Here is a 25,288-nt window from a genome sequence, read left to right as displayed (position 1 = left end):
TATTACAGTCTCTGACAAATGAGTTTTGCCTGATGAATTCCGTCAATGCTAGTATGTTTGTCAACTAAGTTATTAAGTAAAATGCCATTAGGACGAAGATGAAAACCCGCGATAAAATTATACATGCCAGCCTGGAGCTGTTTAACGAGCATGGTGAAAGGACTATCACCACCAATCATATCGCCGCGCACTTAGGTATTAGCCCGGGTAACCTCTATTACCATTTCCGTAATAAAGAGGACATTATTCGCTCTATCTTCTCCCTTTACGAGAGCCACCTTGAGACCAGTTTTCAGCCCTATGAAGGCAAACCCGTCACTATCGATCTCTTGATAGGCTACTTCGATGCCATCTTCTATGCCATGTGGGAGTTCAGGTTTATGTATGCCAACCTCACAGATATATTGAGCCGTGATGATGAGCTTAAGAGACAATATTTACAGGTGCAGCAACAAGTACTCACCCGTTGCAGCCATGTCCTGAGTAAACTCGAGCAAGATGGTGTGATCGCTATCGAGCAAGATGAGATCCCCCCTCTGGCAGAAACCATCAGAATGATTGTCTGCTTCTGGATCAGCTATAAGCAGACCCACTCCCCGGATACCAAGATCACTAAATCATCCCTCTATGAAGGGCTGCTGAGGATCTTGATGTTGTCTAAGGCATATTCGACGCCAAATTCCCACGCGACATTTGTCAGACTCGAACAGCATTATCAAGAATTAGCCGCGGCCCCGCTCGAAGAACCAGCCTAAGGCCAATCGGTAATAAGGCAAATATCGCCGGCTAGATGTTGGCGATATTCCTCCTCGAATGTTAATCACAATAAAACCATCAAAACTTTAAAATTCCTTCTACAATCAAGGCTTATATTAATAAATCAAACTGAACTTGCCTACTTGTTACGGATTAGTTTTATTGATGTGAAAACATCACTAGGCCTAATCTAATTCATCTTGCTATCACTGGTAAAAAAAAGGCTGTAGGGCGAGCGGCTTTAAGGTTAAAATGCCGCCACTCCAATACTCAAAATAATGCTAATTAAGGAGAATTCAGGTGGCAACGACCTCATTCTACGACCAGCTCAATCAACAACTTGCTGAAGTGAAAGCCGAAGGCTTATATAAGAGCGAGCGCATAATTGTCTCTCCTCAGCAGACCGAAATCCGGGTTAATGACGCAGAAGTCATGAACTTCTGTGCAAATAACTACCTTGGTTTAGCGAATCATCCTGAACTCATCAAGGCGGCGAAAGACGGCTTAAACAATCATGGTTTCGGCATGGCTTCGGTCAGATTTATCTGCGGCACCCAAGACATACACAAGCAACTTGAGGCTAGCCTCAGTGAATTCCTCGGCATGGAAGACACTATTCTTTATTCATCTTGTTTCGATGCAAATGCAGGTCTGTTTGAAACCTTGCTTAGCGCGGAAGATGCCATTATCTCTGACGCCCTAAACCATGCATCTATTATCGATGGTGTTCGTCTTTGTAAGGCGAAACGTTTCCGTTACGCCAACAACGACATGGCCGCCCTCGAAGAGCAACTTAAAGCAGCCAAAGAAGCTGGCGCACGTAACATTTTGATCGCCACCGATGGCGTGTTCTCTATGGACGGTGTTATCGCTAACCTTAAAGGCGTGTGTGATCTTGCCGACCAATATGGCGCACTAGTCATGGTCGACGACTCTCACGCAGTAGGCTTTATCGGTCAAAATGGCCGAGGTACTCACGAATATTGTGAAGTGATGGATCGTGTCGACATCATCACGGGAACTTTAGGTAAGGCATTAGGTGGAGCCTCGGGTGGATTCACCGCGGCCAAGAAAGAGGTCGTTGACTGGCTACGTCAGCGTTCACGCCCTTACCTATTCTCTAACTCTTTAGCACCTTCGATTGTCACGGCCTCCATCCATGTGCTGGAGATGCTAAAAACAGGACAGGCACTGCGTGAAGCCGTCTGGGAAAACAGCCGCTACTTCCGTGAAAAAATGACCGAAGCAGGCTTTACCTTAGGTGGCGCCGATCACGCAATCATTCCTGTGATGATTGGCGATGCAAAACTGGCTGGTGACTTCGCTAATCGTCTACTCGAAGAGCACATCTATGTGGTTGGTTTCTCTTTCCCTGTTGTCCCTAAGGGACAGGCGCGTATCCGCACTCAGATGTCTGCCGCTCATACTAAAGAGCAGCTGGATAAAGCTATCGAGTCATTTATTCGCATCGCCAAAGAGATGGGCATTATTTAAATGAAAGCATTAAGCAAGTTAAAGCCTGAACAAGGTATCTGGATGGTCGAAGCACCTAAGCCAGAGCTAGGGCATAACGATCTCTTGATCAAGATCCGCAAGACAGCCATCTGCGGTACCGACGTACATATCTATAACTGGGATACCTGGTCGCAAAATACGATTCCGGTACCTATGGTTGTCGGCCATGAATATGTGGGTGAAATTGTCGACATAGGCCAGGAAGTCCGTGGCTTTACCATTGGCGATCGAGTCTCTGGTGAAGGACACATTACCTGTGGCCACTGTCGTAACTGTCGTGCAGGCCGAACTCACCTATGCCGAAACACCTCAGGTGTTGGTGTAAATCGTGACGGTGCTTTCGCGGAGTATTTGGTTATTCCGGCGTTTAATGCGTTTAAAATCCCCGATGATATCTCAGACGATCTCGCCGCTATCTTCGATCCTTTCGGTAATGCCGTTCATACCGCGCTATCATTTGACCTGGTCGGTGAAGATGTATTGATCACCGGAGCTGGCCCCATAGGTATCATGGCCGCCGCAGTATGCCGTCATGTTGGTGCTCGCCATGTTGTGATCACCGATGTCAACGAATACAGACTCGAACTGGCTAAGAAGATGGGTGCAACTCGTACGGTTAATGTTGCTAAAGAGAAGCTGGAAGATGTCATGACTGAGCTCGGCATGACAGAAGGCTTCGATGTCGGACTAGAGATGTCTGGAGTACCAAGTGCATTCCACTCTATGCTAGAGACCATGAATCACGGCGGTAAAATCGCCATGCTAGGTATTCCTGGCGATGAGATGGCCATCGACTGGAGCAAGATTATCTTTAAGGGATTGATAATTAAAGGCATCTATGGCCGTGAAATGTTTGAAACCTGGTACAAGATGGCGAGTCTGATCCAATCGGGTCTGGATATCTCACCTATCATTACCCATCACTACAAGATCGATGATTTCCAGCAAGGCTTCGACGCCATGCGTTCGGGTCAATCGGGCAAAGTTATCCTCAGCTGGGATTAACCTTTATCGTTGTGAATGCTATATTAAGGGGCTGTACTATTACGGCCCCTTATCGCACAATTAATCTATACCCTCATTTTTTGCAGTAAGGTTCTATGTCTAACTTTCAACATTTTAGCGTCAATCAATTAATTCAACTCTCAGAGAGTCACTCAGATATTCAGATCGTTGATATTCGCGACGCAGCCAGCTTTGCATCTGGTCATGTGGAAGGCGCAATCAACCTCAATAACGAAAATCTTGCGAGTTTTGTAGCAGAGGCCGATATGGATCAACCTCTTATTGTTGTCTGTTATCATGGCATCAGCAGCCAGGGCGCAGCACAATATTTAGTCGAGCAGGGATTCGATGATGTCTATAGCCTAGATGGTGGCTACCAAGCTTGGCACCAAGCACACGCATAAACAGATCAGTTCCTTAAGGACACTCTATGATTGAAATAGGTAGGCTCCCCAACGAACGAGCGGCTCTAGCGCTAATCGATTACCTTAAAGGCGAGAAGATTGAGTGTAAAATTTTGCCTGCCGAACAGGGCGTCAGTATCTGTGTCCTCAACGACCATCATAGTATTCGTGCCAGACAGGAATTTGAACGCTTTACCCACAACCCTCACGACCCTAAGTATCTACAGGCTTCTTGGGATAATGGTGATAGCAAGCTTAAACTAGACTACGGCTCCCCCTCTCTGCAACTCGTCACACAGTTTATTACCGGCGCAGGTCCGTTAACCTTAGGTATTATCTTCATCTGCATCTTAGTGTTTGCGGGGTTTAATCTGGGCTTTGCCGAGCCAATATACCAACACCTGTCATTTTTTAATGCCGTGCCTGGCTCTAGCCTAAGTGAATTTTGGCGAGTGTTCACCCCAAGTCTACTGCACTTCTCCGCCCTGCATATTATTTTCAATTTGCTTTGGTGGTGGTCTCTGGGAGGAAAAATAGAGAATAAATTAGGCCTGATTCCGTTACTCACCTTACTGATAGTTGCGGGGACTTTACCTAATATAGTCCAGTACTTCGTCGGTGGACCAAACTTCGGTGGCCTATCCGGTGTAGTTTATGCCGTCGTCGGTTACACCTGGATCATGGGCACTAAACGCCCCGAATTAGGCATTGGCCTGCCGCCTGCCTACATTGGCTTCATGTTAGTCTGGTTAGTGTTTGGCTTCACCGATATGTTCGGACTCTCTATCGCCAATGGTGCTCACATAGGCGGATTACTCGTCGGACTTGCACAAGGATTTATTGATAGTAAAAGAATTAAGGGATAGCAGATCCTAGGTTCTAAGCCCTAGGATCTAGAACCTTATACCATCTCAACCACTTTCTTCACTAGCTTCTCGATACCAAGGCTCGCTTCGGCGATATTACCCGCCAGCATATAGCCAGGGGTACTCACCACCTTGTTTATCTCATCGACTATGATGTCCTGAACTGCGGCCTCCTGATGCTGTCCCCCCATCAAGTTGAAAGCTTGTGCAGTCTCGCTGTCATAACCTATAGTGCCTATGGCACCTTCGCCATATAAAAGAGGGATCATTATCGGTGCAATACAGATAAAGCCAACAGGCTTGTTACTAGTGGCAAACTGGCCGATAAAACTTATGATTTCCGGCGCAATAACGCAATCACTACCATTAGTGGCAAAATTGCATAAATTTTTCGCGGCCCCGAAACCACCAGGAATGATCAAAGCATCAAACTCATTGAGTTCAAGCTCTTCGGTCACCTTTATTTCACCTCTGGCAATACGAGCCGATTCAACTAAAACATTTCTGATTTGGTTCGATTCCACCTCTCCAGAGAAATGATTAACCACATGCATCTGTAAAATATTGGGCGCAAAACACTGGTAATCCACGCCCAGCTTTGAAAGCGCTAACATAGCTAAAACCGATTCATGTATCTCACTACCATCGAATACACCCGAACCACTCAATAAGACTGCTATTTTGTTCATTAAAACTAATCTCCATATATCTTTTTATTTTAACAAGATCACAACAAAGCCCTTGATCCGATTGTTTTTCGTGCTAAGTTAGTGCATCGACTTTACCGGGCGCTGAATATTTAACCAATAATTGAGTCTGGAAAGACAGGGGAATAATTAAGTCCACAAATTAGGATGATTTTCAAGAAACTAATGTCTAGTTCACACTTTTTTTAGTTTCACCTTACAATCAATAAGTTACAACCATACCACTTCTACCGTATAACCCAGTTCCACAACGAATCAAAAGTTTAATTCACAGACTTATCCACAGGCTGTGCGTTATTTGACGTGGCTGAAATTCCCCTTCTGTGGCATGCTAGCATCACTATCAAAAATGCACTCAAAATCAGAGTCATTCGCCGCTCTCGAAACCTAAATCGAAACCTAAATTATGCCTAAAATTGCCGAAAATCCGTTAGTTCTAGTAGATGGCTCCTCCTACCTTTATCGTGCCTATTATGCACCACCACATCTTACCAACTCTAAGGGTGAAGCCACCGGCGCTGTTTATGGCGTAATTAACATGTTACGTAGCCTTCTCAAGCAGTATGAACCGACTCAGATGGCGGTAATTTTCGATGCGAAAGGTAAAACGTTCCGTAACGACATGTATGAAGATTACAAGGCCCAAAGGCCGCCTATGCCAGATGATCTTCGCACTCAGATAGAGCCTCTTCATAGAATTATACGCGCTATGGGACTCCCTCTGGTATGTATTTCCGGAGTCGAGGCCGACGATGTTATCGGGACTATCTCTACCCAAGCGAGTAAAGAGGGTAGAGCCGTGCTTATCAGCACCGGCGATAAGGATATGGCCCAGCTTGTCGATGAGAATGTCACCCTGATCAACACCATGACCAATACCATCATGGGGCCGGACGAAGTCACCGAAAAATTTGGTGTCGGACCCGAGCTCATTATCGACTTATTAGCCCTACAGGGTGACAAAGCCGATAATATTCCCGGGCTTCCTGGTGTAGGCGAGAAAACTGCCGTAGCCATGCTAACCGGTGCCGGCTGCATAGATAAGATTCTTGCCGCTCCGGAGAAGATGCCGGAACTCGGCTTCAGAGGCGCTAAGACCATGCCAGCTAAACTGGCCGAACACAGGGATATACTCAAGCTATCCTATGAACTGGCGACGATTAAGTTAGATGTTGAGCTCGAACAAGACTGGCAAGAGCTCACTATCAAGCCGGCAGACCGGGATGAATTGATAAAATGTTTCGGTGAAATGGAGTTCAAGCGTTGGTTAGCCGAAGTACTCGATAATAAGACGGGCTCGGGTAAAGGCGAGACAGCAGCCGATGAAGAGGTAACCAGGCAAGATATTCAGACCGAATACACCACTATATACACCCATGAAGAGTTAGATCTCTGGATAGATAAACTCGCGAATGCAGAGCTCATCGCCATAGATACAGAGACGACCAGTCTCAACTATATGGAGGCCAAGTTAGTCGGTATATCCTTCGCGATTGAAGTGGGTAAGGCTGCCTACCTTCCGCTAGGCCACGATTATTTAGATGCACCAGAGCAACTGGATCAGGCTGAAGCCTTAGCAAAACTCAAACCTTTGCTTGAAAATTCCGAGCTTAAAAAAGTAGGCCAAAACCTTAAATACGACATCAGTATTTTTGCTAATGTGGGCATTAAGCTACAAGGTATAGCCTTCGATACTATGCTCGAGTCTTACGTGTTCAATTCAGTCGCAACTAAGCACAACATGGATGATTTGGCACTTAAATATCTGGGTCACAAGAATATCAGCTTCGAAGAGATCGCAGGCAAAGGTGTCAAACAGCTCACCTTCAATCAGATCGACCTGGAAACCGCCGCTCCCTACGCTGCCGAAGACGCCGACATTACCCTTAGATTACACCAGCACTTATGGCCAAGATTAGAGAAAGAGCCGGAACTGGCTTCGGTATTTACCGATATTGAACTACCACTCATACAAATACTGTCAGATATTGAACGTGGAGGCGTTTTAATCGATAGTATGATGTTAGGGCAACAGAGTGAAGAGCTCGCCAGAACCATAGATGAATTAGAGCAAAAAGCCTTCGAGATCGCGGATGAGAAATTCAACTTAAGTTCACCTAAGCAGCTTCAGGCACTATTTTTTGAAAAATTGGGCTATCCCATTATCAAGAAGACGCCTAAGGGGGCACCTTCGACTGCCGAAGAAGTATTAGTCGAGTTAGCCTTAGATTACCCGCTACCTAAGATTATACTGCAGCACAGAAGCTTAGCTAAGCTGAAGAGTACCTACACGGACAAGTTACCCCTCATGGTCAATGCTCAGAGTGGCCGGGTACACACGAGTTACCATCAAGCCAATGCGGCAACCGGACGCCTGTCTTCCAGTGAGCCCAACCTGCAAAACATCCCCATTCGTACCGAAGAGGGCCGTAGAATACGTCACGCCTTCATTGCACGAGAAGGTAAGAAGGTACTCGCAGCCGATTACTCACAAATCGAATTGCGTATCATGGCTCACCTGTCTCAAGATAAGGGTCTACTCACGGCCTTCGCCGCAGGTAAGGATATTCATAGGGCAACCGCAGCCGAGGTATTCGATGTAGACTTCGATGACGTCACTACAGAACAACGCCGTCGCGCCAAAGCGGTAAACTTCGGACTCATTTATGGCATGTCGGCATTCGGACTCGCTAAACAGTTAGATATTCCTCGCCCTGAGGCTCAAAAGTATATCGATACTTACTTTAAACGTTACCCGGGTGTGCTCAAGTATATGGAAGAGACTCGTGCCGAAGCCGCAGATCTTGGTTACGTCTCGACCCTCTACGGTCGCCGACTTTATCTACCCGCCATTAAAGATAGAAATGCCATGAGACGCCAAGCCGCAGAGCGGGCGGCAATTAATGCACCGATGCAAGGTACTGCAGCCGATATAATCAAGAAAGCCATGATCAACATAGCCCATTGGATCGCTACCGAGACTCAGGGTGAGATCGATATGATCATGCAAGTGCACGATGAACTCGTGTTCGAAGTCGACAGCGATAAGGCTGAACAGATGCAAGAGAAGGTTTGTCAGCTGATGGCCGATGCTGTCAGCCTGGACGTCGAACTGCTTGCGGAAGCTGGAATAGGTGACAATTGGGAACAGGCACACTAGTCCTAAACAAACACATATAACCTAAACTAAGAAGCCTCTGATACTTACCAGAGGCTTTATAGTTTATAACCCTGCCTCATTAGTTTCATTACCTCTATAGGCTCATCATAAATGATGAGACATGTGTTCGCTTGTTAAAACAGTAAAACCTTCCAATTTACTTAATCAAATACGCAGAATGTTGAAAAAAGATCAGTAAATGATGTCTTTTCATCCTTAAGCCTCTAAGTGATTCAGTTTCAATCACTAAAACGATAATTATGGATCATAAAACAACATTTCATCAACGAAAATGTTAGATCTAAGTCACAATATTGACTCCTTTTATAAAAAACTGTTTTCCTAATAACGTCCAATGGGGTATTATTCTTTGCGTAGGGTACAGAGGTTAAGATGTTCTATCTTTCAAACCTTTTTAGTTCATTTTTTAAATGAACAGCCAAATTATGGCGCCTCAGCAATGTATTTTGCTGGGGCTTTTTTTCGCCCAAAATAAATTTTAGAGTATTTACTTTAAATCTGAGTTGATTCGCGCTATGCTGTCGCCATTAAGAGTCATTGAGTCTATCTTAATGGCGCTTGAGTCTTGTTGAATTTAGCTTCTCCCCAAAAGAGCTAATTAGGCCGATGGTTATTCCGTCGGCTATTTTTTTGCCTGTAATTCCTCACAACCCAAGTTAATTTCCAGCAAGTTCACCAATCTAGGCTAAAAAAAACGCCTGCCATGAAAAATGGCAAGCGCTGTTATATACCAATTTCATTAAATGTATGACCTATTCAGAGCTTTCTCAGGGCTTTAAATTCAAGGCGCATTGCTGAGGAAATGGTTATTCCCTTTTGAGGCAATGCAACGCAGAAGTGGAAGTCCTGAGAAGCTCACCTAGTGCGGGTTTAAAAACACTTTTTGCTGCGCAATACGACTGCATGGATGCTGGAGGTAGAGCAACGCAGGAGCTTGTTGCCGAGAATAACTATTAGCTTCAATCCCCTTACTTGCCTACAGCGTTTTTAATTCCCGCTGAATGATCACTTATTTAATGGAACTGGTATTAATACTAGCTTTCGGCTTTGAAGGTAAGGTTAACCCTTAATTGCAGAATCAGTGGCAGAACTTTCGTCTTCAGCCCCATTAGCTTCATCTTCAGCTAATGCGTCAATCAACCATTGCGGATGACACCAGGTATTTAAAATGCCTAAAACTTTGGCCTTACCTATGCCTTTAAGCGATGAGAAAGGCTCTACCTTAACCCGACCATCAAAATCACCCAGATGCTTTCTGACTTCATTGACCATCTTCATGCGATCACTCTGCCTCATCTTATCTGCTTTTGTTAACAGAGCTAACACAGGTATTTCACTCTCGACGGCCCATTCGATCATCTGCATGTCGAGATCTTTCAATGGATGCCTGATGTCCATCAAGACCACCATGCCACCTAGACACTGACGTTTCTGTAAATATTCCCCCAGAGATTGCTGCCATTTTTTCTTGAGCGCCAGTGGCACTTGAGCGAAACCGTAACCAGGAAGATCTACCAGCCTACGATGTTCATCCAGTTCGAACACATTGATTAATTGCGTTCTTCCCGGAGTCCTACTGGTCCGAGCCAGACTCTTTTGATCTGTAAGAAGGTTAAGGGCGCTAGACTTACCTGCGTTCGAACGCCCAGCGAAAGCGATTTCGATTCCAGCATCCCCAGGTAAATACTCGTCTAGGTGTGCGATATCGGGGGCACTGATTAAAAACTTGGCTTTACGAAAATCAATACGAGATTCAGTCACTACTGACTCCAAAAATATTAGGTTTTGCACTATAAATATCGAAGAGTTGCTTACATTTTCACAATTTCGTGTAAAATATTACCCCGATCACATAAGTAGCATTTTATCACGCTTGCGGGCTCAGCTAGTAAGCTCAGGACAAAAAATTTAACAATAAGTTGGAACGCCATGAAAAAGTTAGCTCTTGCGCTATCAGTCTTAGCCTGTATCTCTTCGCCTGTAATGGCTGAAGGCAATGCTGAAGCGGGAAAAACTAAAGCAATTGTTTGTTCTGCCTGTCACGGTGTTGATGGTAACAGCATGATAGACATGTACCCAAAACTTGCTGGACAGCAAACCACTTACCTGATTAAGCAACTACACGATTTCCGTAGTGCAGCTAAAACAGGCGGTAAAGAGGGTCGTAACGATCCGATTATGGGTGGTATGGCTCTCATGCTCAGCGATCAAGATATCGAAGATGTCGCTGCATACTACTCTTCACAGACTAAAGTTGTAGCCGAAGTAAAAGATATACCAACTCTAGGTGAGCAACTATACAAGGGTGGTGATATGACTCGCGGAATTACTGCTTGTATCGCTTGTCACGGCCCGGAAGGCGCTGGTATAGAGTTAGCAGGCTTCCCAGATATCGGTGGTCAACATGCCAACTACCTTAAAATACAGCTTAACAAGTTTAGCGATACAAATCGTAACAACGACTTAAATGGCATGATGCAAGATATCGCGAAGAAACTTACCAGCGATGATATCGAGGCATTATCTAAATATATATCAAGCCTTAAGTAACTTTAAGCATGTTAAAGAAGGTGGTGTTTCCACCTTTTTTAACATCACCACATTTACCTTTACGTAAACTACCTGCAAAAACATACTTGACAGAGATCACAGATTTAGGTTTAATTAAGCCCGTACCGAGATGAACCCATCTGTTTGTATAAAATATTAAATAATAACTTACAGTTTTCGGTATTTGTGACATTTAAGATATAAGAATAAATAAATTCAATAATAATAATATAATTAAGACCACTCACTAAAAATAATAAGAGTCGTGATTTCGATTGAAATCCAGGTCAGAAAAATATTCGTAAGGAACTTGGTTAGGAAGGCCATTTAGCTGTAATAGCACTACCTTACAGGCTCAGAGAACATCGCTTCGCGGATAAGTAATTATCGGTTTTAGAGCGTTAAATCACTGAACTAACGATAAAACTAACAGGGATGGTTACATTTGGCGTCATAGATGACGATAGGATTGTGATGTGTCATGAAGACCATCTACGGAAGCTGTGGTCAGGAAGACTCAGGACTATTAAGAAAGCGTCTGGAAGACCGAAAACTAAAAAAGCATGCATGGAAAGCAGACTAAAAAAAGATGGAAATTGACCGGGAAAGTCGCATAGCAAGTACGGATACTTGAAATAAGAATTGGTGTCTCTGACACTTTTTGAAGGCGACAGTCGTACTGTCGCCTTTTTTTATGGCAAAATATTACCATTACTATCGATAGTGAGCAGATCCATACCTATATGCTTAGATGCCCTCTTTGTCACAATGAACATACCTCACTATTTTATCAAGACAGAAAACGCAGTATCTACACTTGTCACCACTGTCAGCTGGTATTCTCCGACGCTACCTCTCATCTCCCGCCCCAGATAGAGAAAAAGCGATACCAACTGAGTGCCAACAAATACCAAAAGCCCCTTAGACAGTTCTTGCTCAGCCTGATACAGCAGATCGCACAAGAAACCAATCAAGCATTAATTGGACTTAACTTTGGCCGCTTAACCGACACTCACACACTCGAGACAATCAAAGCCCAGGGACATGATTTACGGCAATATGATCCTTACTTTGCCCCCGACCATAACCTCCTGCAGCAAGAGTATGACTTTATCTGCTGTTATCGGGTATTCGAACATTTCCGCTCCCCATTCAAGGAGTGGTCACTGCTGTGTAAGCTCTTGAAACCCGGAGGATGGCTAGCAATAAACACTAAATTACTCACCGAAGCCCACGCTTTCGATAGGTGGCATCACAAGAACAACCTGACTCATGTCAGCTTTTATCAGGCAGACACCTTCGAGTTTCTAGCCGAGCAGGCAGGTTTTAGGCTATTATTCGCAGCAAATGATCTCATCTTGGTGCAAAAACCATCAGGATCTGATATAAAACGCGGCCAAAGTTCGCTTATTGATCTGTAATCAGCGCATTTATATCTAAATTTGTATTACCAGTTATTGAGAAAAACCATGTCACACTCTAAGAAATCCCGTAAAGCCAATGAAAATGCGCCTAAGTTAGCTCCAAGAACCAAGAAGAGTGATCGTGGTCTTGAAGGCAAGAAGAAAAAATCAGGAAACAAGGCAGGAAGCCGTCACAATTCAAATATTGTCGGTGGAAAAGAGGGTTCGGCTGCCACTAAGAAAGATCCACGACATGGTAGCAAGAAGACAATAAAACTTGATCTTCCAAGCCAAGTCAAAGTGATCGCCCCGAAAAAAGAGCAAGGTCCAAAACTGACCGATGAGCAGAAGCTATTCAAACTCGAAGAAGATCCAAGACTAAACCAGCTACTCGATATGCTCGAAGAGGGTAAAGATCTAAGCCAAGACGATCAGAAGTGGCTCAACAAGACGCTTAATCAGATAGAAGCATTGATGGAGCGTTTAGGGATCACCGAGGAAGATGATCTTGGTCAGGTTATTGAGTCAGCAGCTGCAGTGAGCGATGACGACCTGTTGGACAAGTTTGAATCCGGTGCAGATCTGCTAAAAGACTATCAGAATAAAGATTAACGCTTAGCTTTCTAAAAAATGGCATTTTATCGATGCCATTTTTTAGTATTCGTTATCTATACCGACAGGACAAAGCATGACAACAGCGCTTATAGTCATAGGTTTTATCATCATTACCACCCTTGCTGGCTACGCCACAGCCTTGTTGCTTAAGCTGCGTAAACAAAGCATCCAAAAGAAGAAGCATCAACAAGAATTAAAAGCCATAAACCAGGCACGCCTAGACGAGCATTTGAACAGCATCCGCTACATTGCCACCGCTATGTTAGAAGATCGCTGCGAACTTTCAGAAGGCGTAATGAGAATAGCCAAACTGTTCAGTCTTTTATCTATGTCGGAACAGGTAGAAGCTCAATATCCGGCTATTTTCAAACATTTTGCGGTGATCCAAGATCATCCCATCATGGCTCAACGAAAAAAACTGGAGAAGCAACAACGCATGAAGCTGGATTTTGCCCGCATGCGCTCTGAAGCTGAACTCGAAACCGATATTCTTGAAGAAGCGAAACAACTAACCAGTTTTACACCAAGTCCACTGCATTAACTCGGTTAAGCTCTGTTACTCTGCATAAATAGTCCTATCCCGTGAGTCTGTGCACAAATTCCCCATAAGAGCACAGACAAGTGCTCTATTTTCGTGGATATTCCCCAACTGAAATTCTCGAATTAATTATTCAGCTTCAATTTATACAACATGGATCAAGGTTATTTAGCCAATAACCATGCATACTTTACATGTTGCTAAACTATCACTTCGGAGGACACGCCTTGAAGCAGCCCACCCAAATTAGTTGGGATCAGTCAATGATCGAGAAATACAATTACAGCGGTCCCCGTTATACCTCTTACCCGACGGCGCTTGAGTTCGATGACTCATTCACCGAAGAAAAGCTGCTGACTTCGATTAAGAACAGCAAGAGTGATAAGCTTTCTCTCTATATCCATATTCCATACTGCGCCAAGCTTTGTTACTACTGTGGTTGTAACAAGGTCATCACTCGTCACCAGCATAAAGCCGACCAATATCTTGAGTATCTGGCAGCTGAAATTGTCAAACGCGCACCTCTGTTTAAGGACTATCTCGTCACCCAGATCCATTGGGGCGGCGGAACACCGACCTTTCTACGTCCAGATCAGATCCTCGATCTATCAGAGCTAATCAAGGCCAACTTCAACGTAGCCGACGTCGGCGAATATTCGATTGAAGTCGATCCCCGTGAAATCGAACTCACCATGTTAGATACGCTTAAAGAGGCGGGATTTAATCGCATCTCAATCGGCGTTCAGGACTTCAATAAGAAAGTACAGATTGCCGTCAACCGTGAGCAAGACGAGCAGTTCATCTTCGATCTTATGGCTAAGGCCAAAGAGTTGGGCTTCGTCTCTACCAACATAGATCTCATCTATGGTCTGCCTCACCAGACACCGGAAACCTTCGCTGAAACCATGCAGCGAGTCTTAGATCTGGATCCGGATCGTCTTTCTGTATTTAACTATGCGCACCTGCCTTCTCGTTTCGCGGCTCAGCGTAAAATTAAAGATGAAGATCTGGCTTCACCGCAACAGAAACTAGAGATGTTGCACCAAACAATCGAAACCTTAACCGGTGCCGGTTATCAGTACATAGGCATGGATCACTTCGCCAAGCCCGATGATGAGCTGTCTATCTTGCAAAATGAAGGCAGACTCCACAGAAACTTCCAGGGTTACACCACCCAGGAAGAATGTGACCTATTAGGCCTGGGCGTCTCTTCGATCAGCCAGATTGGCGACTGCTATGCCCAGAACCAGAAAGATATCCGCCCTTACTTCGAATCTATCGATGCTAATGGTCATGCATTATGGAAAGGTTGTGGTCTAAACCGTGACGATGAAATCCGCCGCGTGGTCATTAAACAGCTTATCTGTCACTTCGAATTGGATATGGCTCAAATCGATGAGAAGCTAGGGATTAAGTTCGAAGACTACTTCACAGAAGATCTCAAACTACTGCAAACATTTATCGATGATAAGCTAGTCGACATCACCGATAGGAAGATCACCATCAGCCCGACGGGTAGACTGTTGATCCGTAATATCTGTATCTGTTTCGACGTCTATTACCGGGAAAAAGCCCGCCAACAACAGTTCTCTCGAGTAATTTAATAGATAATAAGGACTGTTTCGACGGCTCTCGATGAGATAGCTAAATGAAAGCCGACATCTAGTCGGCTTTTTTGTCTCTCAGATTTACCTCTCTGTTTTGTATTTTGTAACTATTTTTGTATACACTTTTTATCTTTAGCGAGTCTGAGGCATAATCGAAGACATAATAATCAATAATAGCCATTAAGGTCTCAGTAATGTTTAAGCTTTTACTTCCCAGTTTACTCGCCGTGTCTCTCAGTGCTTGCCAAATCAACTCCGTCTCAACCGAACAAACTCAGTCTATGACATCTGCCGAGAGCCCACTAACTATGGGAGTTAGCGATTTAACGCTTAAATCGATTATCGAAGCTGACTGGCAGATTCAACTCGATAGTGATCCATCACAGGCTTTCTTCGAGGGTGATGCCAGTGCAGCCGGTAAATTATCCGATCTATCTCCTGCTAACTTAGCCTCACTCAATCATCGTAAACAGGCGCAGCTCACTAAACTCAAAGCATTAGACAGAGATACCCTCTCGAAAGAGGACAAGATTAACGCCCAGATCCTCCAGGGACAGCTGCAAAACAGTGTCGACCTGTATCGATACAAGGATCACTATCTGCCCATCACAGCCGAGAGCGGTTTTCATGCTTATATCGCCTCCATTGCTAAGGCAAGATTCGTAACGGAGCAAGATTACGAAAACTATATAGCCAAGTTATCTAACCTACCTAAATACTTCGCTCAGCAAACCTATTGGCTGAAACAGGGCTTAGAGTCAGGGATTACTCCGCCACAAGTCACCCTCAATGGCTTCGAAGACAGTATCAGCGCCTTCACGGTTCCCGTGGAAGACAGTGGCTACTTCAAGCCTTTCACCCACTACCCAAAGCATTTTACTCAGGCTCAGAAAGATGACCTGACGGCCCGAGGCAAAAAAATCATAGAACTGCAGATATTGCCGCTTTATCAGCAGTTTTATGACTTCATGACCGAGGAGTACATTCCCGGTGCCCGTACAGATATCGCCTGTGCCAGCCTGCCCGATGGCGCCGCCTTCTATGAAAACCGAGTCCGTTATTACACCACTCTCGATATGACATCCGATGAAGTTCACCAACTCGGCCTTAAAGAAGTAAAACGTATCCGCGCAGAGATGCAGATCATTATCGACGATCTCGGTTTCGAGGGCAGTTTCGCCAACTTCTTACATTTTTTGCGTACCGATCCTCAGTTTTATCCTAAAACGGCCGAAGAACTATTGAAAGAAGCTGCATTCATCGCCAAAAAAGCCGATGCCATGCTACCTAAATACTTCGGCAAGCTACCAAGAATTCCATACGGCATTCAAGCCGTCCCGGCCGAGATAGCGCCTAAGTACACCACAGGGCGTTACTCAGGATCCAACCGTGACGATGAACCGGGTTACTACTGGGTTAACACCTACGCCTTAGATAAACGGCCTCTATATGAACTTGAAGCCCTGACCTTGCACGAAGCCGTACCCGGCCATCATCTACAGATCTCCCTCAATAAAGAGCTCATCAAACTGCCAAACTTTCGCCGTTATAGCTATATTTCGGCCTTCGGTGAAGGCTGGGGACTCTACTCCGAGTATCTGGGCTTAGAAGCAGGCTTCTATCAAGACCCCTACAGCAACTTTGGTCGCCTGACCTATGAGATGTGGCGTGCGGCTCGCCTGGTCGTCGACACAGGCATGCACGCTAAGGGGTGGAGTCGACAGCAAGCACTGGACTTTATGGCTGGTAACACGGCTCTGTCCATGCACAATGTCACCACAGAGATAGATCGTTATATCTCATGGCCGGGCCAAGCCCTGTCATACAAGATTGGCGAGCTCACCATCAAGCGTCTGCGAGTTCAGGCTGAAGAGGAGCTAGGTGAAAAGTTTGATATCAGAGCCTTCCATGATGCCATCTTAGAAAATGGCTCTGTGCCCATGTCAGTGCTAGAGCAACAGATCGCAGACTTTATCTCCTCTCAAAAAACCTAGCAAAGAGTTAACTAAGTAACAGTGTCACGAGTATTCAGTAAATGGGAGCTTCAGCTTCAAGACGATACTCGTGACTCGCGGCGGCTTTTTACTCTGTGCTACACTGGCAAGCAGCATACATAAGACCAGTAGATATCATGTCGATAGCCGTCGAATCACAAATGAATGATCAAGTTAACCTTCAAGCTAAGCCGCTCTCATCTGAGCAGATGCTTAATACCCATGAGCAGCAGGTATTTTGGGGCAGAGTGACAGAATCAGAAATAAAAACTGATGACAATATTTCTCTCGCCTACATGTATATTGAACACCCGAACAGTGTGCGAGCCATAGTGATCAGCAATGGCCGAATCGAGTCTTATCTTAAATATAAAGAACTTATCTTCGACCTCTATAATCAAGGCTACAGTATTTTCGCACTGGATCATCGCGGCCAGGGCCTATCGACTCGTACCACAAGTAATCCGCATCACGGTCATATCGATAAATTTAGTACTTACGTCGATGATTTTGCTTTCTTTATCGACACTGTGGTGACGCCTAAACAGTATCAAGACCTTTTTCTGGTGGGTCACTCCATGGGAGGGGCCATCGGCACTCTGTATATTGACAAGTATCCTGACACCTTCACCGCCGCCGTTTTCTCAGCCCCCATGTACGGCATAAAACTTCCCATAAGCAAACGCTTTATCCGTTGGCTGGCAAGCCTGTTAGACACTAAACAGGGTGAAGAGCCTAACTATATTATCGGCGGTAAAGACTACCACGGCGATGAGTTCGCCAAGAATGATCTGACTAAGAGCCAGCCGCGTTATGAAGATTACCGTAAGCTTTATCAGCAACGTCCTGAGCTACAACTTGGCTCGCCAACAAACCATTGGCTAGTCGAATCTATCGACGCAGGTGCCAGAACGGTAAAAGCAGCCAAAGAAACTAAGACGCCAATTTTGATTCTTCAGGCTGATGAAGACACGGTTGTCGATAATTTCGCCCAGTACCATGCTGTAGGTGGTTTATGCGAACTGATCAATATTCCCGATGCCCGTCACGAGATTTTTATGGAACAAGATGAAAGCCGTAACTTTGCCATAGAAGAACTGCTTAAGTTCTTATCCTCACACCACACAGGCTAAAATCAAACACTAACAATCAGCATTAAAAAGGGAGTCTGGCTCCCTTTCTTCTAACTGGACGTATCCAGCATATTTGTTGTCAGAACTAGCCCAACTGGCCTGCAACTAGCAGCTCACGACTCTCGGGGATCTCGTTATATGACAGAACATGTAAACCTCGGGCAAAAGCCAACGCATAACGGGCTAATATAGGCCTTAGCTGTGGCGAGACAAGCAACATAGGGCTGTGACCTTGCTCTTTTGCCTGGGCCAGCAGCTGGGGCATCTTCTGCTGTAGCTGAGCAAGCAACTGAGGCTCCACTGGAAAACTGTCTAAAGAAACCTTACCTTGCTGCTGTGATTGATTAAGCGCTGTGAGCAAGGTTTGTTCCAGTTCTGGCGCTAGGGTCAAGACGTTCAACTGCTGCGAAGTACCAGCAATGGTGTGTAATATACTGCTACGAAGCGCACAACGTACGTCGGCAGCGAGTAGCACAGGATCCTTACTCTCCTCGCTGCAATCGAGCAAAGTCGTGGCTATGGTGCGAATATCTTTGAGTGACACTTGCTCCTTGAGCAAAAGTCTATACACCTTCAACTGTAAGATCGGCGTCAAAGCCGTAGAGAGTGATTCCGCCAGTTTAGGTGATTGCTTAGCTAAGCGATCACTCAATGCCATCACATCATCGTGCTGTAACATCTCCGGCAAAGATTCACGGATAAGTTTACTCACATGGGTCGCAATCACGGTTGCGTTATCGACAACCGAATAACCTAAATTCAGGGCTTTCGCCTTAGAATCAGGTTCAATCCACAAGGCATCCATCTGATAAGCGGGCTCTTTAGTGATGATGCCATCGATATCTCCAAAGACAGGCCCACTTTTGATCGCCATCAACTTTTCGGGCTCTAATTCAGCGGTGATCACCGGATTACCCATTAAATTAATTTGATAAGCATTAGGTGCCAAGGCTAAATTATCCCGAACACGCACCTCAGATAACAAGAATCCAGCTTGCTCGGACAAGGTTCGCCGAATGCCTGTTAAGCGTTTCTGCAACTCGGCACCCTTACTGCGCTCGACAAGGTGTACCAAACGATAACCAAGTCTCACCTCAATGAGATCCGTAAAAGGCAATGCTTCCCAGCTTGGCAGTGATGGCTCTGATAGACTCTTTTCAAGTTTCTCTTCAATCTTTTCTTCAGGCCTAACTTCTACTCGCTGGCTCAGCTTCCAGGCGGAAAAACCTAAAACAGCAGCAAATGGGAGAAACACCAAGGCAGGCATGCCAGGCACAATACCAAAAATGACCATGATCACAGATGCTGTGGCTAAGGTCTTAGGGTTAGCCAGTAACTGCTTGGTCAACTGAGCTGGCATCTCTTCAGCATCTGAGACTCGAGTCACGATTATCGCAGCGGCGGTAGCGAGCAACAAAGATGGGATCTGAGCGACCAGTCCATCACCAATCGCCAACAAGGCATAAGTCTTAAAGGCATCACCTGCACTTAAGTCATGCATAAACATACCGATGGCAATACCACCCAAAATATTGATAACTAAGATCAGTATTCCGGCAATAGCATCACCACGAACAAACTTAGAAGCACCATCCATAGAGCCATAAAAATCTGCCTCTCTGGTAACTTCCTGGCGACGAAGCCTCGCCTGATCTTGGCTTAACACCCCAGCATTAAGATCGGCATCAATAGCCATTTGCTTACCGGGTAACGCATCTAAGGTAAACCGAGCTGATACCTCAGAGATGCGCTCACCACCTTTAGTGATCACCACAAAGTTTATGATCATCAAGATTAAGAAAATCACCGCACCGACCACATAATTGCCATCAATGACCACTTCACCGAAGGCCTGGATCACTCTACCTGCAGCGTCTCCCCCTTGATGCCCCTCAATCAGCACGACTCGAGTGGAAGCGACATTCAATGTCAGTCTCATCAAGGTAGCAAGCAGCAAGACTGTCGGAAAAACAGAGAACTCCAACGGCCGCCTTATTGATACCGCAACCAACAAGACCATCACAGACAGGACAATGTTGAAAGTAAAGAGAATATCCAACAACCAGGGCGGCAGCGGAAGGATCACCATAGCAAGAATAGTCAGTAGCATGATAGGTATACCTATATAGCTACGATTTCCAGCAAATGTTCGAGATAACCAATTCATGGAAAGTACCTTTAATCGTGTCTTAAGTGTTTCGGAATAAAAAAGTTTGGTAGTGGATCCGGGCGTTTCTTCTTACCATCTCTGGCCACTTTTATCTGCAATACATAACTCAATACATGGGCTATAGCGATAAAAAGTGCGGCGGGGATCTGTTGCTCAACTTTCGTCGAATAGTAGATAGCACGGGTAAGTGGTGGCAGCTCGATCACCTCAATATCATGCTGCTTGGCAATTTGTCGCATATAGAGGGCGACTTCATCTGTTCCCTTGGTCAATACATAAGGTGCATCGGCCTTTTCAACATCATATTTGAGTGCAACGGCATAATGTGTCGGATTAACCAACAAGACATCGGACTGTGGGATAGCAATTTCTGCTCTAGCTCGCCCCATGCGTTGCTGTAATTGACGGATTTTAGCCTTGACCTCAGGTTTCCCATCCTGTTGTTTTTGCTCATCCTTAACATCCTGCCTCGACATCTTAAGCTCATTATGATGATGCCAATATTGATATGGCACATCGATAAACGTGATAACCAGCAGGCCAAGACCCAAATACAAGATCCCAAGCGCCAGCATATTGATGCCCTTACTCACCGCTTCGTCGATAGGAAGTTGGTTATAGGTGAGTAATACTTGTAAATTATTTTCTAAGAAAATAAACATGATGCCAATAAGCAGGGTGATCTTGAGAATAGATTTAACCAACTCAACCAGAGATTTCACTGAACACATACGGCCAATACCGGCAATGGGATCGATACGACTGTACTTAAACTGAGCATTCTTAAAGCTAAATACCGGTCCACCAGGCATAGCACCTGCAACCATGGCAATAATCGCCACCATAATGAACAAGGGGCCAAGAATATTGAGCATCTCTACCAGAGTCGTACCAAGGTGCTCTAGCATCATACCGGGGCGATCTAACTCCTCTTTAGTGATAGACATATTAAACTGCGCCAATTGAGCAACACGAGCAGCAAACCAATCGGCACTCAGAAATAACATCATAGAACAGCCGATAATAAGCGCCGTAGAGGCCAGATCTTTAGAGCGCGGAACTTGGCCCTCCTCTCTGGCTTTCTTTAACTTCTGCGGTGTCGCCTTCTCGGTTTTACTCTGCCCGGTATCTTTTTTACTCATGTGATCCCCCCGATGAACTGATACATGGCAGATAAAGCTTCCAGACAAAGATCACTGTATCGACTAGGCAGGCCACTAAACGAGAAGAACACACATAACAGGCCCATCAACATGGACATAGGGAAACCGAGAGCGAAAACGTTCAAAGATGGTGCGGCGCGGCTCAATACACCAAAGGTGAGGTTAACCATCAACATGGCCAGTATTGCGGGAATTGCTAACATAAATGCCGACGCGAATAACCAGGCGAACCGGCCAACTAATCCCATCAAGGGCAAATCAAAAATACCAGTGCCGATTGGCCACAATCTAAAGCTATCGACGATAATACCAATTGCAACTAAATGACCATCTAGGGCTAGAAATAACAAGGTGCCATAGAGGAGAAACCATTGGCTTAATATAGGATTTGAGCTGCCATTTGCAGGATCATTCATAATCGCCATTGCCAAGCCCATCTGCATCGACATCATGGCACCAAACAGAGTCATTACATGGATCAAAATATACGTAAATAGCGCTAACATGAAACCAATTAACAGCTGCTCTATGGCAAGAAATAGTGCTCCAATAGAAATAGCATCCACAGCAGGCACAGGCGGTAACATAGGTGATAACAAGGCAGAGATAAGCACAGCCAATAGTACTCTCACCATAGGCGGGATATAACTACTACTCAAGAATGGCATTACAATAAAGGCACCCATTATTCGACAGAATGGCCACCAGAATGTTCCTATAAATGCACTGATTTGAACTGAAGTAAGTGAGAGCATAGTTACCCAATAATATGGGGGATCGTCATAAACAGACGATTGAAGAGATCGGAGATCTGTTGTAAAAGCCAGGGGCCCGAAAACAGCACCATCAACAAGGTGAGAACCAGTCTGGGAAGAAAACTTAACGTCTGCTCATTCACCTGAGTTGCCGCTTGAAAAACAGCGATTAATAGGCCAACTAGCAGACTAGGCACGACGAGTACACCCACCATAGAAACCACAAGAAATATGGCATCGGCGAACATCGAAGTCAGCTCATTTACGTCCATAAATCTACCTTAGACCCGATGCTAACATGCTAAGTAATGACTCCCAGCCATTGAACAAGACAATTCCACAAACCCCAAGACACAACAGAAAATAGATCATGTCACCTAGGCTCAACTCTTTTTCTATCTCTCGTAAAACTTCCATCATGTTCACCTAATTAGGTTAATAACTAGCTCAAATAATCTTTGGTTCTGCCAGTGACAGCACTAACCAAAGCTCGCCACTAAGGTACCGACTGTCATAGACCAACCATCAACCAGCACAAAAACCATCAACTTAAATGGCAAGGAGATAATTAACGGCGATAACATCATCATTCCCATAGACATCAAGACACTGGCCACGACGAGATCGATCACCAAAAAAGGAAGAAAGAGTAAAAAACCTATTTGAAATGCCGTTTTTAGCTCACTCAATACAAATGCCGGCATCAGCACAAAGAAAGGCACCTCATCGGCGGTCAAGGTCACTGGCTCATCGGCTATTTTCAACATCTGCTCAAGATCTGTCTCCCTGGTTTGAGCCAGCATAAATTTCCTGAGGGGCCCTTCACCAATAGAAACAGCCTCAGTGAGCTCAATCGTGCCCTGGTCATAGGGTAAATAAGCTTGATCATAAATATCTTGCCCTACAGGCCTCATAATAAATATGGTCAACACCAGAGTGATCCCTAGAAGTACCTTATTAGGGGGACTCTGCTGCAAGCCTAACGCCTGACGTAAAATAGCTAATACGACTATGATTCGGGTAAAACTGGTCATCATCATCAGCAGTACAGGCAGAAAACTCAGCACTGTCATTAATGCCAATATCTCAAGCTTGATGTTCACAGACTGAGATTGATCACCATCATTGACCGTAAATAAGGTTAAACCTTCATTGGCAAACACATTAGGGGCAAACAGAAATAAGATGAGCAGCAGGACTCGACACATATCAGTCATTCGCTCCGGTTAGACTGATCGCCTCTACCTCTAGCAATCTCACACCATAGCGCCCATTAACCTCAACGACTTCGCCCCGCCCTAGTAGCGCACCGTTAACACGAATATCTAACGGCTCACCAACCATACGATCCAGTGCTACAACGTCCCCCTCTCCCATACGAGTTAATTCACCTAATGACATCTCAGCGCTGGCCAACTCCAGCGTGACTTGGACAGGTAACTGCTGAAAAAATGAGATATCTTTTACAGGCTTAGCTTTAACGGCCTCCTGCTCAACGTCCTCATCAGCGAATAAATTATCATCAAGTAGAAAGTCTTCATCTTGTAGCAAGGTTTGTTCTGACACAGTTAGCTCCTAAAAATTTATTATTCAATAGCTTAAAAAATTCACATACATTCAAATAAATCATTGCATCACAATGAAATTAAACAGTTTTCATATCATCTTGCTGAAATATATCTTGGGTTAACTTGGCAACCATTTGGCCTTCATGGGTATGAATCGCAGCGTAAAAAAGCGGTCTTTTCCCTACGGTTACAGGACATCTGGAATGAAGTTTCATAGGCAAAATGTCTCCAGGTTTGAGACCACTAAGGGAAATCACCGGAGTATTTTGTCGCCCTAGCTCAAGTAGCACTCTTAAAGGGATCTGTTTTAGTCGATACGCTAGCTTTTCTGACAGATCGGAAGTGGCTTGATATTGGCTGGGTTGCTCAGACATCAAGCCTAGCAAATGTTCAGTCATACAGAACAGCATAGGAGGTGCCATATACTCTTCAGGAAACTTAAGCGCCCAATTTACTGGCGCTTGAATAGGTGTGTTATTAGCAACTAGCTCAAGCTCTAAAGCCTCTTCATCTAGCTCAACAGTGGGTAGCATTTTCAGTGCCGCAAGCATGAGCTTTCTGGCCAGCCTAAACTCAGACTGACTAGGTGATCTTAAAGGAGATTTCAACGGACTAGAAGTACTGCCATAATATGCACTTGCAAGTTGATCTAACGTGCATCTGTCGATGCGCCACCAGGCAAGTAGGGATCTATGGTAACTAAGACGAAACCATGCATGTTTTCCTTCTGGCTCTATCGGCTGATCATCGGTCAAAGATATATTGGTTAACCCATGATGACCTTGGCGGATAATTGGATTTAACACACCATTTGCTGCATCTAGCACTAAACGTTGGCACGACTCAACCTGAACCAGTAACCGACTTCTAGCAAGCTTTTCTTGGATTAAAGCCACTGGCCTTACTTTCTCACACTGACTCAACTTCAGTAAACTTGCTTTCGCTGTTGTTTTCATTTAAATCCAACCAAGTAATTAAGTAATTAAGTAATTAAGTAAGTCTATTAATTAATTAATATGACAAACAAACAAATAAAATGACTACTGCCATATTAATGACGCAACCAAAAAATGACTATCGACATGTTTATGGCGCTATTTAAACCTTTGCAATTAACAACCTCAAATACATGAACACCAACTTAATATAAGTAACAACCGATGTGTAAAATAAAATAACCTATTAAGTCGACACAAAATACCAATAACTTTAATTGTTTTTCATTTAATTTTTAATTTATTTTTAAAGTTAATACAACCAGTAAAATGGATAGCAAAAGAGCAACAAAAACAGATAGATAGATGACATTCGAATGGTACACACTTGTATCATGATTTATCAAAACAGTAATAAATAGC

General features: G+C 44.7%; 23 protein-coding genes. 13 read left to right on the top strand and 10 right to left on the bottom strand.

Going from position 1 to position 25,288, the window contains the following annotated elements; all coding sequences use genetic code 11:
* Positions 1–98 precede the first annotated feature (98 nt).
* The 5 genes from FS373_RS22780 (at position 99) to glpG (ending at position 4,546) form a co-directional block, all read left to right on the top strand.
* Positions 99–755, top strand: coding sequence for a TetR/AcrR family transcriptional regulator (locus FS373_RS22780; protein WP_144044377.1), 657 nt, complete (start codon positions 99–101; stop codon positions 753–755).
* Positions 756–1,056: 301 nt separating this feature from the next.
* Positions 1,057–2,250, top strand: coding sequence for a glycine C-acetyltransferase (locus FS373_RS22775; protein WP_144044376.1), 1,194 nt, complete (start codon positions 1,057–1,059; stop codon positions 2,248–2,250).
* Positions 2,251–3,276, top strand: a complete 1,026-nt coding sequence (gene tdh / locus FS373_RS22770; protein ID WP_144044375.1) for an L-threonine 3-dehydrogenase — start codon at positions 2,251–2,253, stop codon at positions 3,274–3,276.
* Between the two features lie 95 nt (positions 3,277–3,371).
* A complete protein-coding gene (gene glpE / locus FS373_RS22765; RefSeq protein ID WP_144044374.1) occupies positions 3,372–3,680 on the top strand; it encodes a thiosulfate sulfurtransferase GlpE in 309 nt (102 codons plus the stop codon).
* Between the two features lie 26 nt (positions 3,681–3,706).
* Positions 3,707–4,546, top strand: coding sequence for a rhomboid family intramembrane serine protease GlpG (glpG, locus tag FS373_RS22760; RefSeq protein ID WP_144044373.1), 840 nt, complete (start codon positions 3,707–3,709; stop codon positions 4,544–4,546).
* 35 nt (positions 4,547–4,581) lie between these two features.
* Here glpG and elbB read toward each other — a convergent pair whose 3' ends face one another.
* Complete coding sequence (gene elbB, locus FS373_RS22755) at positions 4,582–5,235, bottom strand: isoprenoid biosynthesis glyoxalase ElbB (protein ID WP_152830684.1); 654 nt, start codon at positions 5,233–5,235, stop codon at positions 4,582–4,584.
* A gap of 424 nt (positions 5,236–5,659) precedes the next feature.
* Here elbB and polA point away from each other — a divergent pair, with 424 nt between their 5' ends.
* On the top strand, positions 5,660–8,413 hold the full coding sequence (gene polA, locus FS373_RS22750; protein WP_144044371.1) for a DNA polymerase I: 2,754 nt from the start codon (positions 5,660–5,662) through the stop codon (positions 8,411–8,413).
* A gap of 1,080 nt (positions 8,414–9,493) precedes the next feature.
* Here polA and yihA read toward each other — a convergent pair.
* Positions 9,494–10,195 carry a ribosome biogenesis GTP-binding protein YihA/YsxC gene (yihA, locus tag FS373_RS22745; protein WP_144044370.1) on the bottom strand — a complete coding sequence of 234 codons (702 nt, stop codon included), beginning with the start codon at positions 10,193–10,195 and terminating at the stop codon, positions 9,494–9,496.
* Between the two features lie 168 nt (positions 10,196–10,363).
* Here yihA and FS373_RS22740 point away from each other — a divergent pair, with 168 nt between their 5' ends.
* From FS373_RS22740 to FS373_RS22710, 7 genes are all read left to right on the top strand, one after another.
* Positions 10,364–10,984, top strand: a complete 621-nt coding sequence (locus tag FS373_RS22740) for a c-type cytochrome (protein ID WP_144044369.1) — start codon at positions 10,364–10,366, stop codon at positions 10,982–10,984.
* Positions 10,985–11,727: 743 nt separating this feature from the next.
* Positions 11,728–12,405, top strand: coding sequence for a class I SAM-dependent methyltransferase (locus FS373_RS22735; protein ID WP_144044368.1), 678 nt, complete (start codon positions 11,728–11,730; stop codon positions 12,403–12,405).
* Positions 12,406–12,453: 48 nt separating this feature from the next.
* The gene (gene yihI / locus FS373_RS22730; protein WP_144044367.1) at positions 12,454–12,999 is read left to right on the top strand and encodes a Der GTPase-activating protein YihI; all 546 of its coding nucleotides are present in this window, start codon (positions 12,454–12,456) and stop codon (positions 12,997–12,999) included.
* A 76-nt stretch (positions 13,000–13,075) separates the two neighbouring features.
* The gene (locus FS373_RS22725) at positions 13,076–13,543 is read left to right on the top strand and encodes a DUF2489 domain-containing protein (RefSeq protein ID WP_144044366.1); all 468 of its coding nucleotides are present in this window, start codon (positions 13,076–13,078) and stop codon (positions 13,541–13,543) included.
* 224 nt (positions 13,544–13,767) lie between these two features.
* Positions 13,768–15,144, top strand: coding sequence for an oxygen-independent coproporphyrinogen III oxidase (gene hemN, locus FS373_RS22720; protein WP_144044365.1), 1,377 nt, complete (start codon positions 13,768–13,770; stop codon positions 15,142–15,144).
* A gap of 197 nt (positions 15,145–15,341) precedes the next feature.
* Positions 15,342–17,141: a DUF885 domain-containing protein gene (locus tag FS373_RS22715; RefSeq protein ID WP_144044364.1), complete on the top strand. Its 1,800-nt coding sequence runs from the start codon at positions 15,342–15,344 to the stop codon at positions 17,139–17,141.
* Positions 17,142–17,278: 137 nt separating this feature from the next.
* Positions 17,279–18,274, top strand: coding sequence for an alpha/beta fold hydrolase (locus FS373_RS22710; protein ID WP_152830683.1), 996 nt, complete (start codon positions 17,279–17,281; stop codon positions 18,272–18,274).
* A gap of 85 nt (positions 18,275–18,359) precedes the next feature.
* Here FS373_RS22710 and flhA read toward each other — a convergent pair whose 3' ends face one another.
* From flhA to FS373_RS22675, 8 genes are all read right to left on the bottom strand, one after another.
* Positions 18,360–20,441, bottom strand: coding sequence for a flagellar biosynthesis protein FlhA (flhA, locus tag FS373_RS22705; RefSeq protein ID WP_144044362.1), 2,082 nt, complete (start codon positions 20,439–20,441; stop codon positions 18,360–18,362).
* Positions 20,442–20,452: 11 nt separating this feature from the next.
* A complete protein-coding gene (gene flhB, locus FS373_RS22700; protein WP_144044361.1) occupies positions 20,453–21,586 on the bottom strand; it encodes a flagellar biosynthesis protein FlhB in 1,134 nt (377 codons plus the stop codon).
* The gene (gene fliR, locus FS373_RS22695; protein WP_077750708.1) at positions 21,583–22,362 is read right to left on the bottom strand and encodes a flagellar biosynthetic protein FliR; all 780 of its coding nucleotides are present in this window, start codon (positions 22,360–22,362) and stop codon (positions 21,583–21,585) included. Before fliR ends, flhB begins: the two co-directional genes overlap by 4 nt.
* Positions 22,363–22,364: 2 nt before the next feature.
* Positions 22,365–22,634 carry a flagellar biosynthetic protein FliQ gene (locus FS373_RS22690; RefSeq protein WP_077750707.1) on the bottom strand — a complete coding sequence of 90 codons (270 nt, stop codon included), beginning with the start codon at positions 22,632–22,634 and terminating at the stop codon, positions 22,365–22,367.
* 4 nt (positions 22,635–22,638) lie between these two features.
* On the bottom strand, positions 22,639–22,782 hold the full coding sequence (locus FS373_RS31625; protein WP_185976928.1) for a hypothetical protein: 144 nt from the start codon (positions 22,780–22,782) through the stop codon (positions 22,639–22,641).
* Between the two features lie 59 nt (positions 22,783–22,841).
* Entirely contained in the window at positions 22,842–23,570 is a 729-nt protein-coding gene (fliP, locus tag FS373_RS22685; RefSeq protein WP_144048762.1) for a flagellar type III secretion system pore protein FliP, read from the bottom strand.
* A gap of 1 nt (position 23,571) precedes the next feature.
* A complete protein-coding gene (gene fliN / locus FS373_RS22680) occupies positions 23,572–23,928 on the bottom strand; it encodes a flagellar motor switch protein FliN (protein WP_077750706.1) in 357 nt (118 codons plus the stop codon).
* Between the two features lie 79 nt (positions 23,929–24,007).
* Entirely contained in the window at positions 24,008–24,886 is an 879-nt protein-coding gene (locus tag FS373_RS22675) for a FliM/FliN family flagellar motor switch protein (RefSeq protein WP_144044359.1), read from the bottom strand.
* Positions 24,887–25,288: the final 402 nt, after the last annotated feature.

This window comes from Shewanella sp. YLB-07, assembly GCF_009377275.1.
Note: the sequence above shows the minus strand (reverse complement) of the source record. Positions and strands in the feature narration are given on the sequence as shown.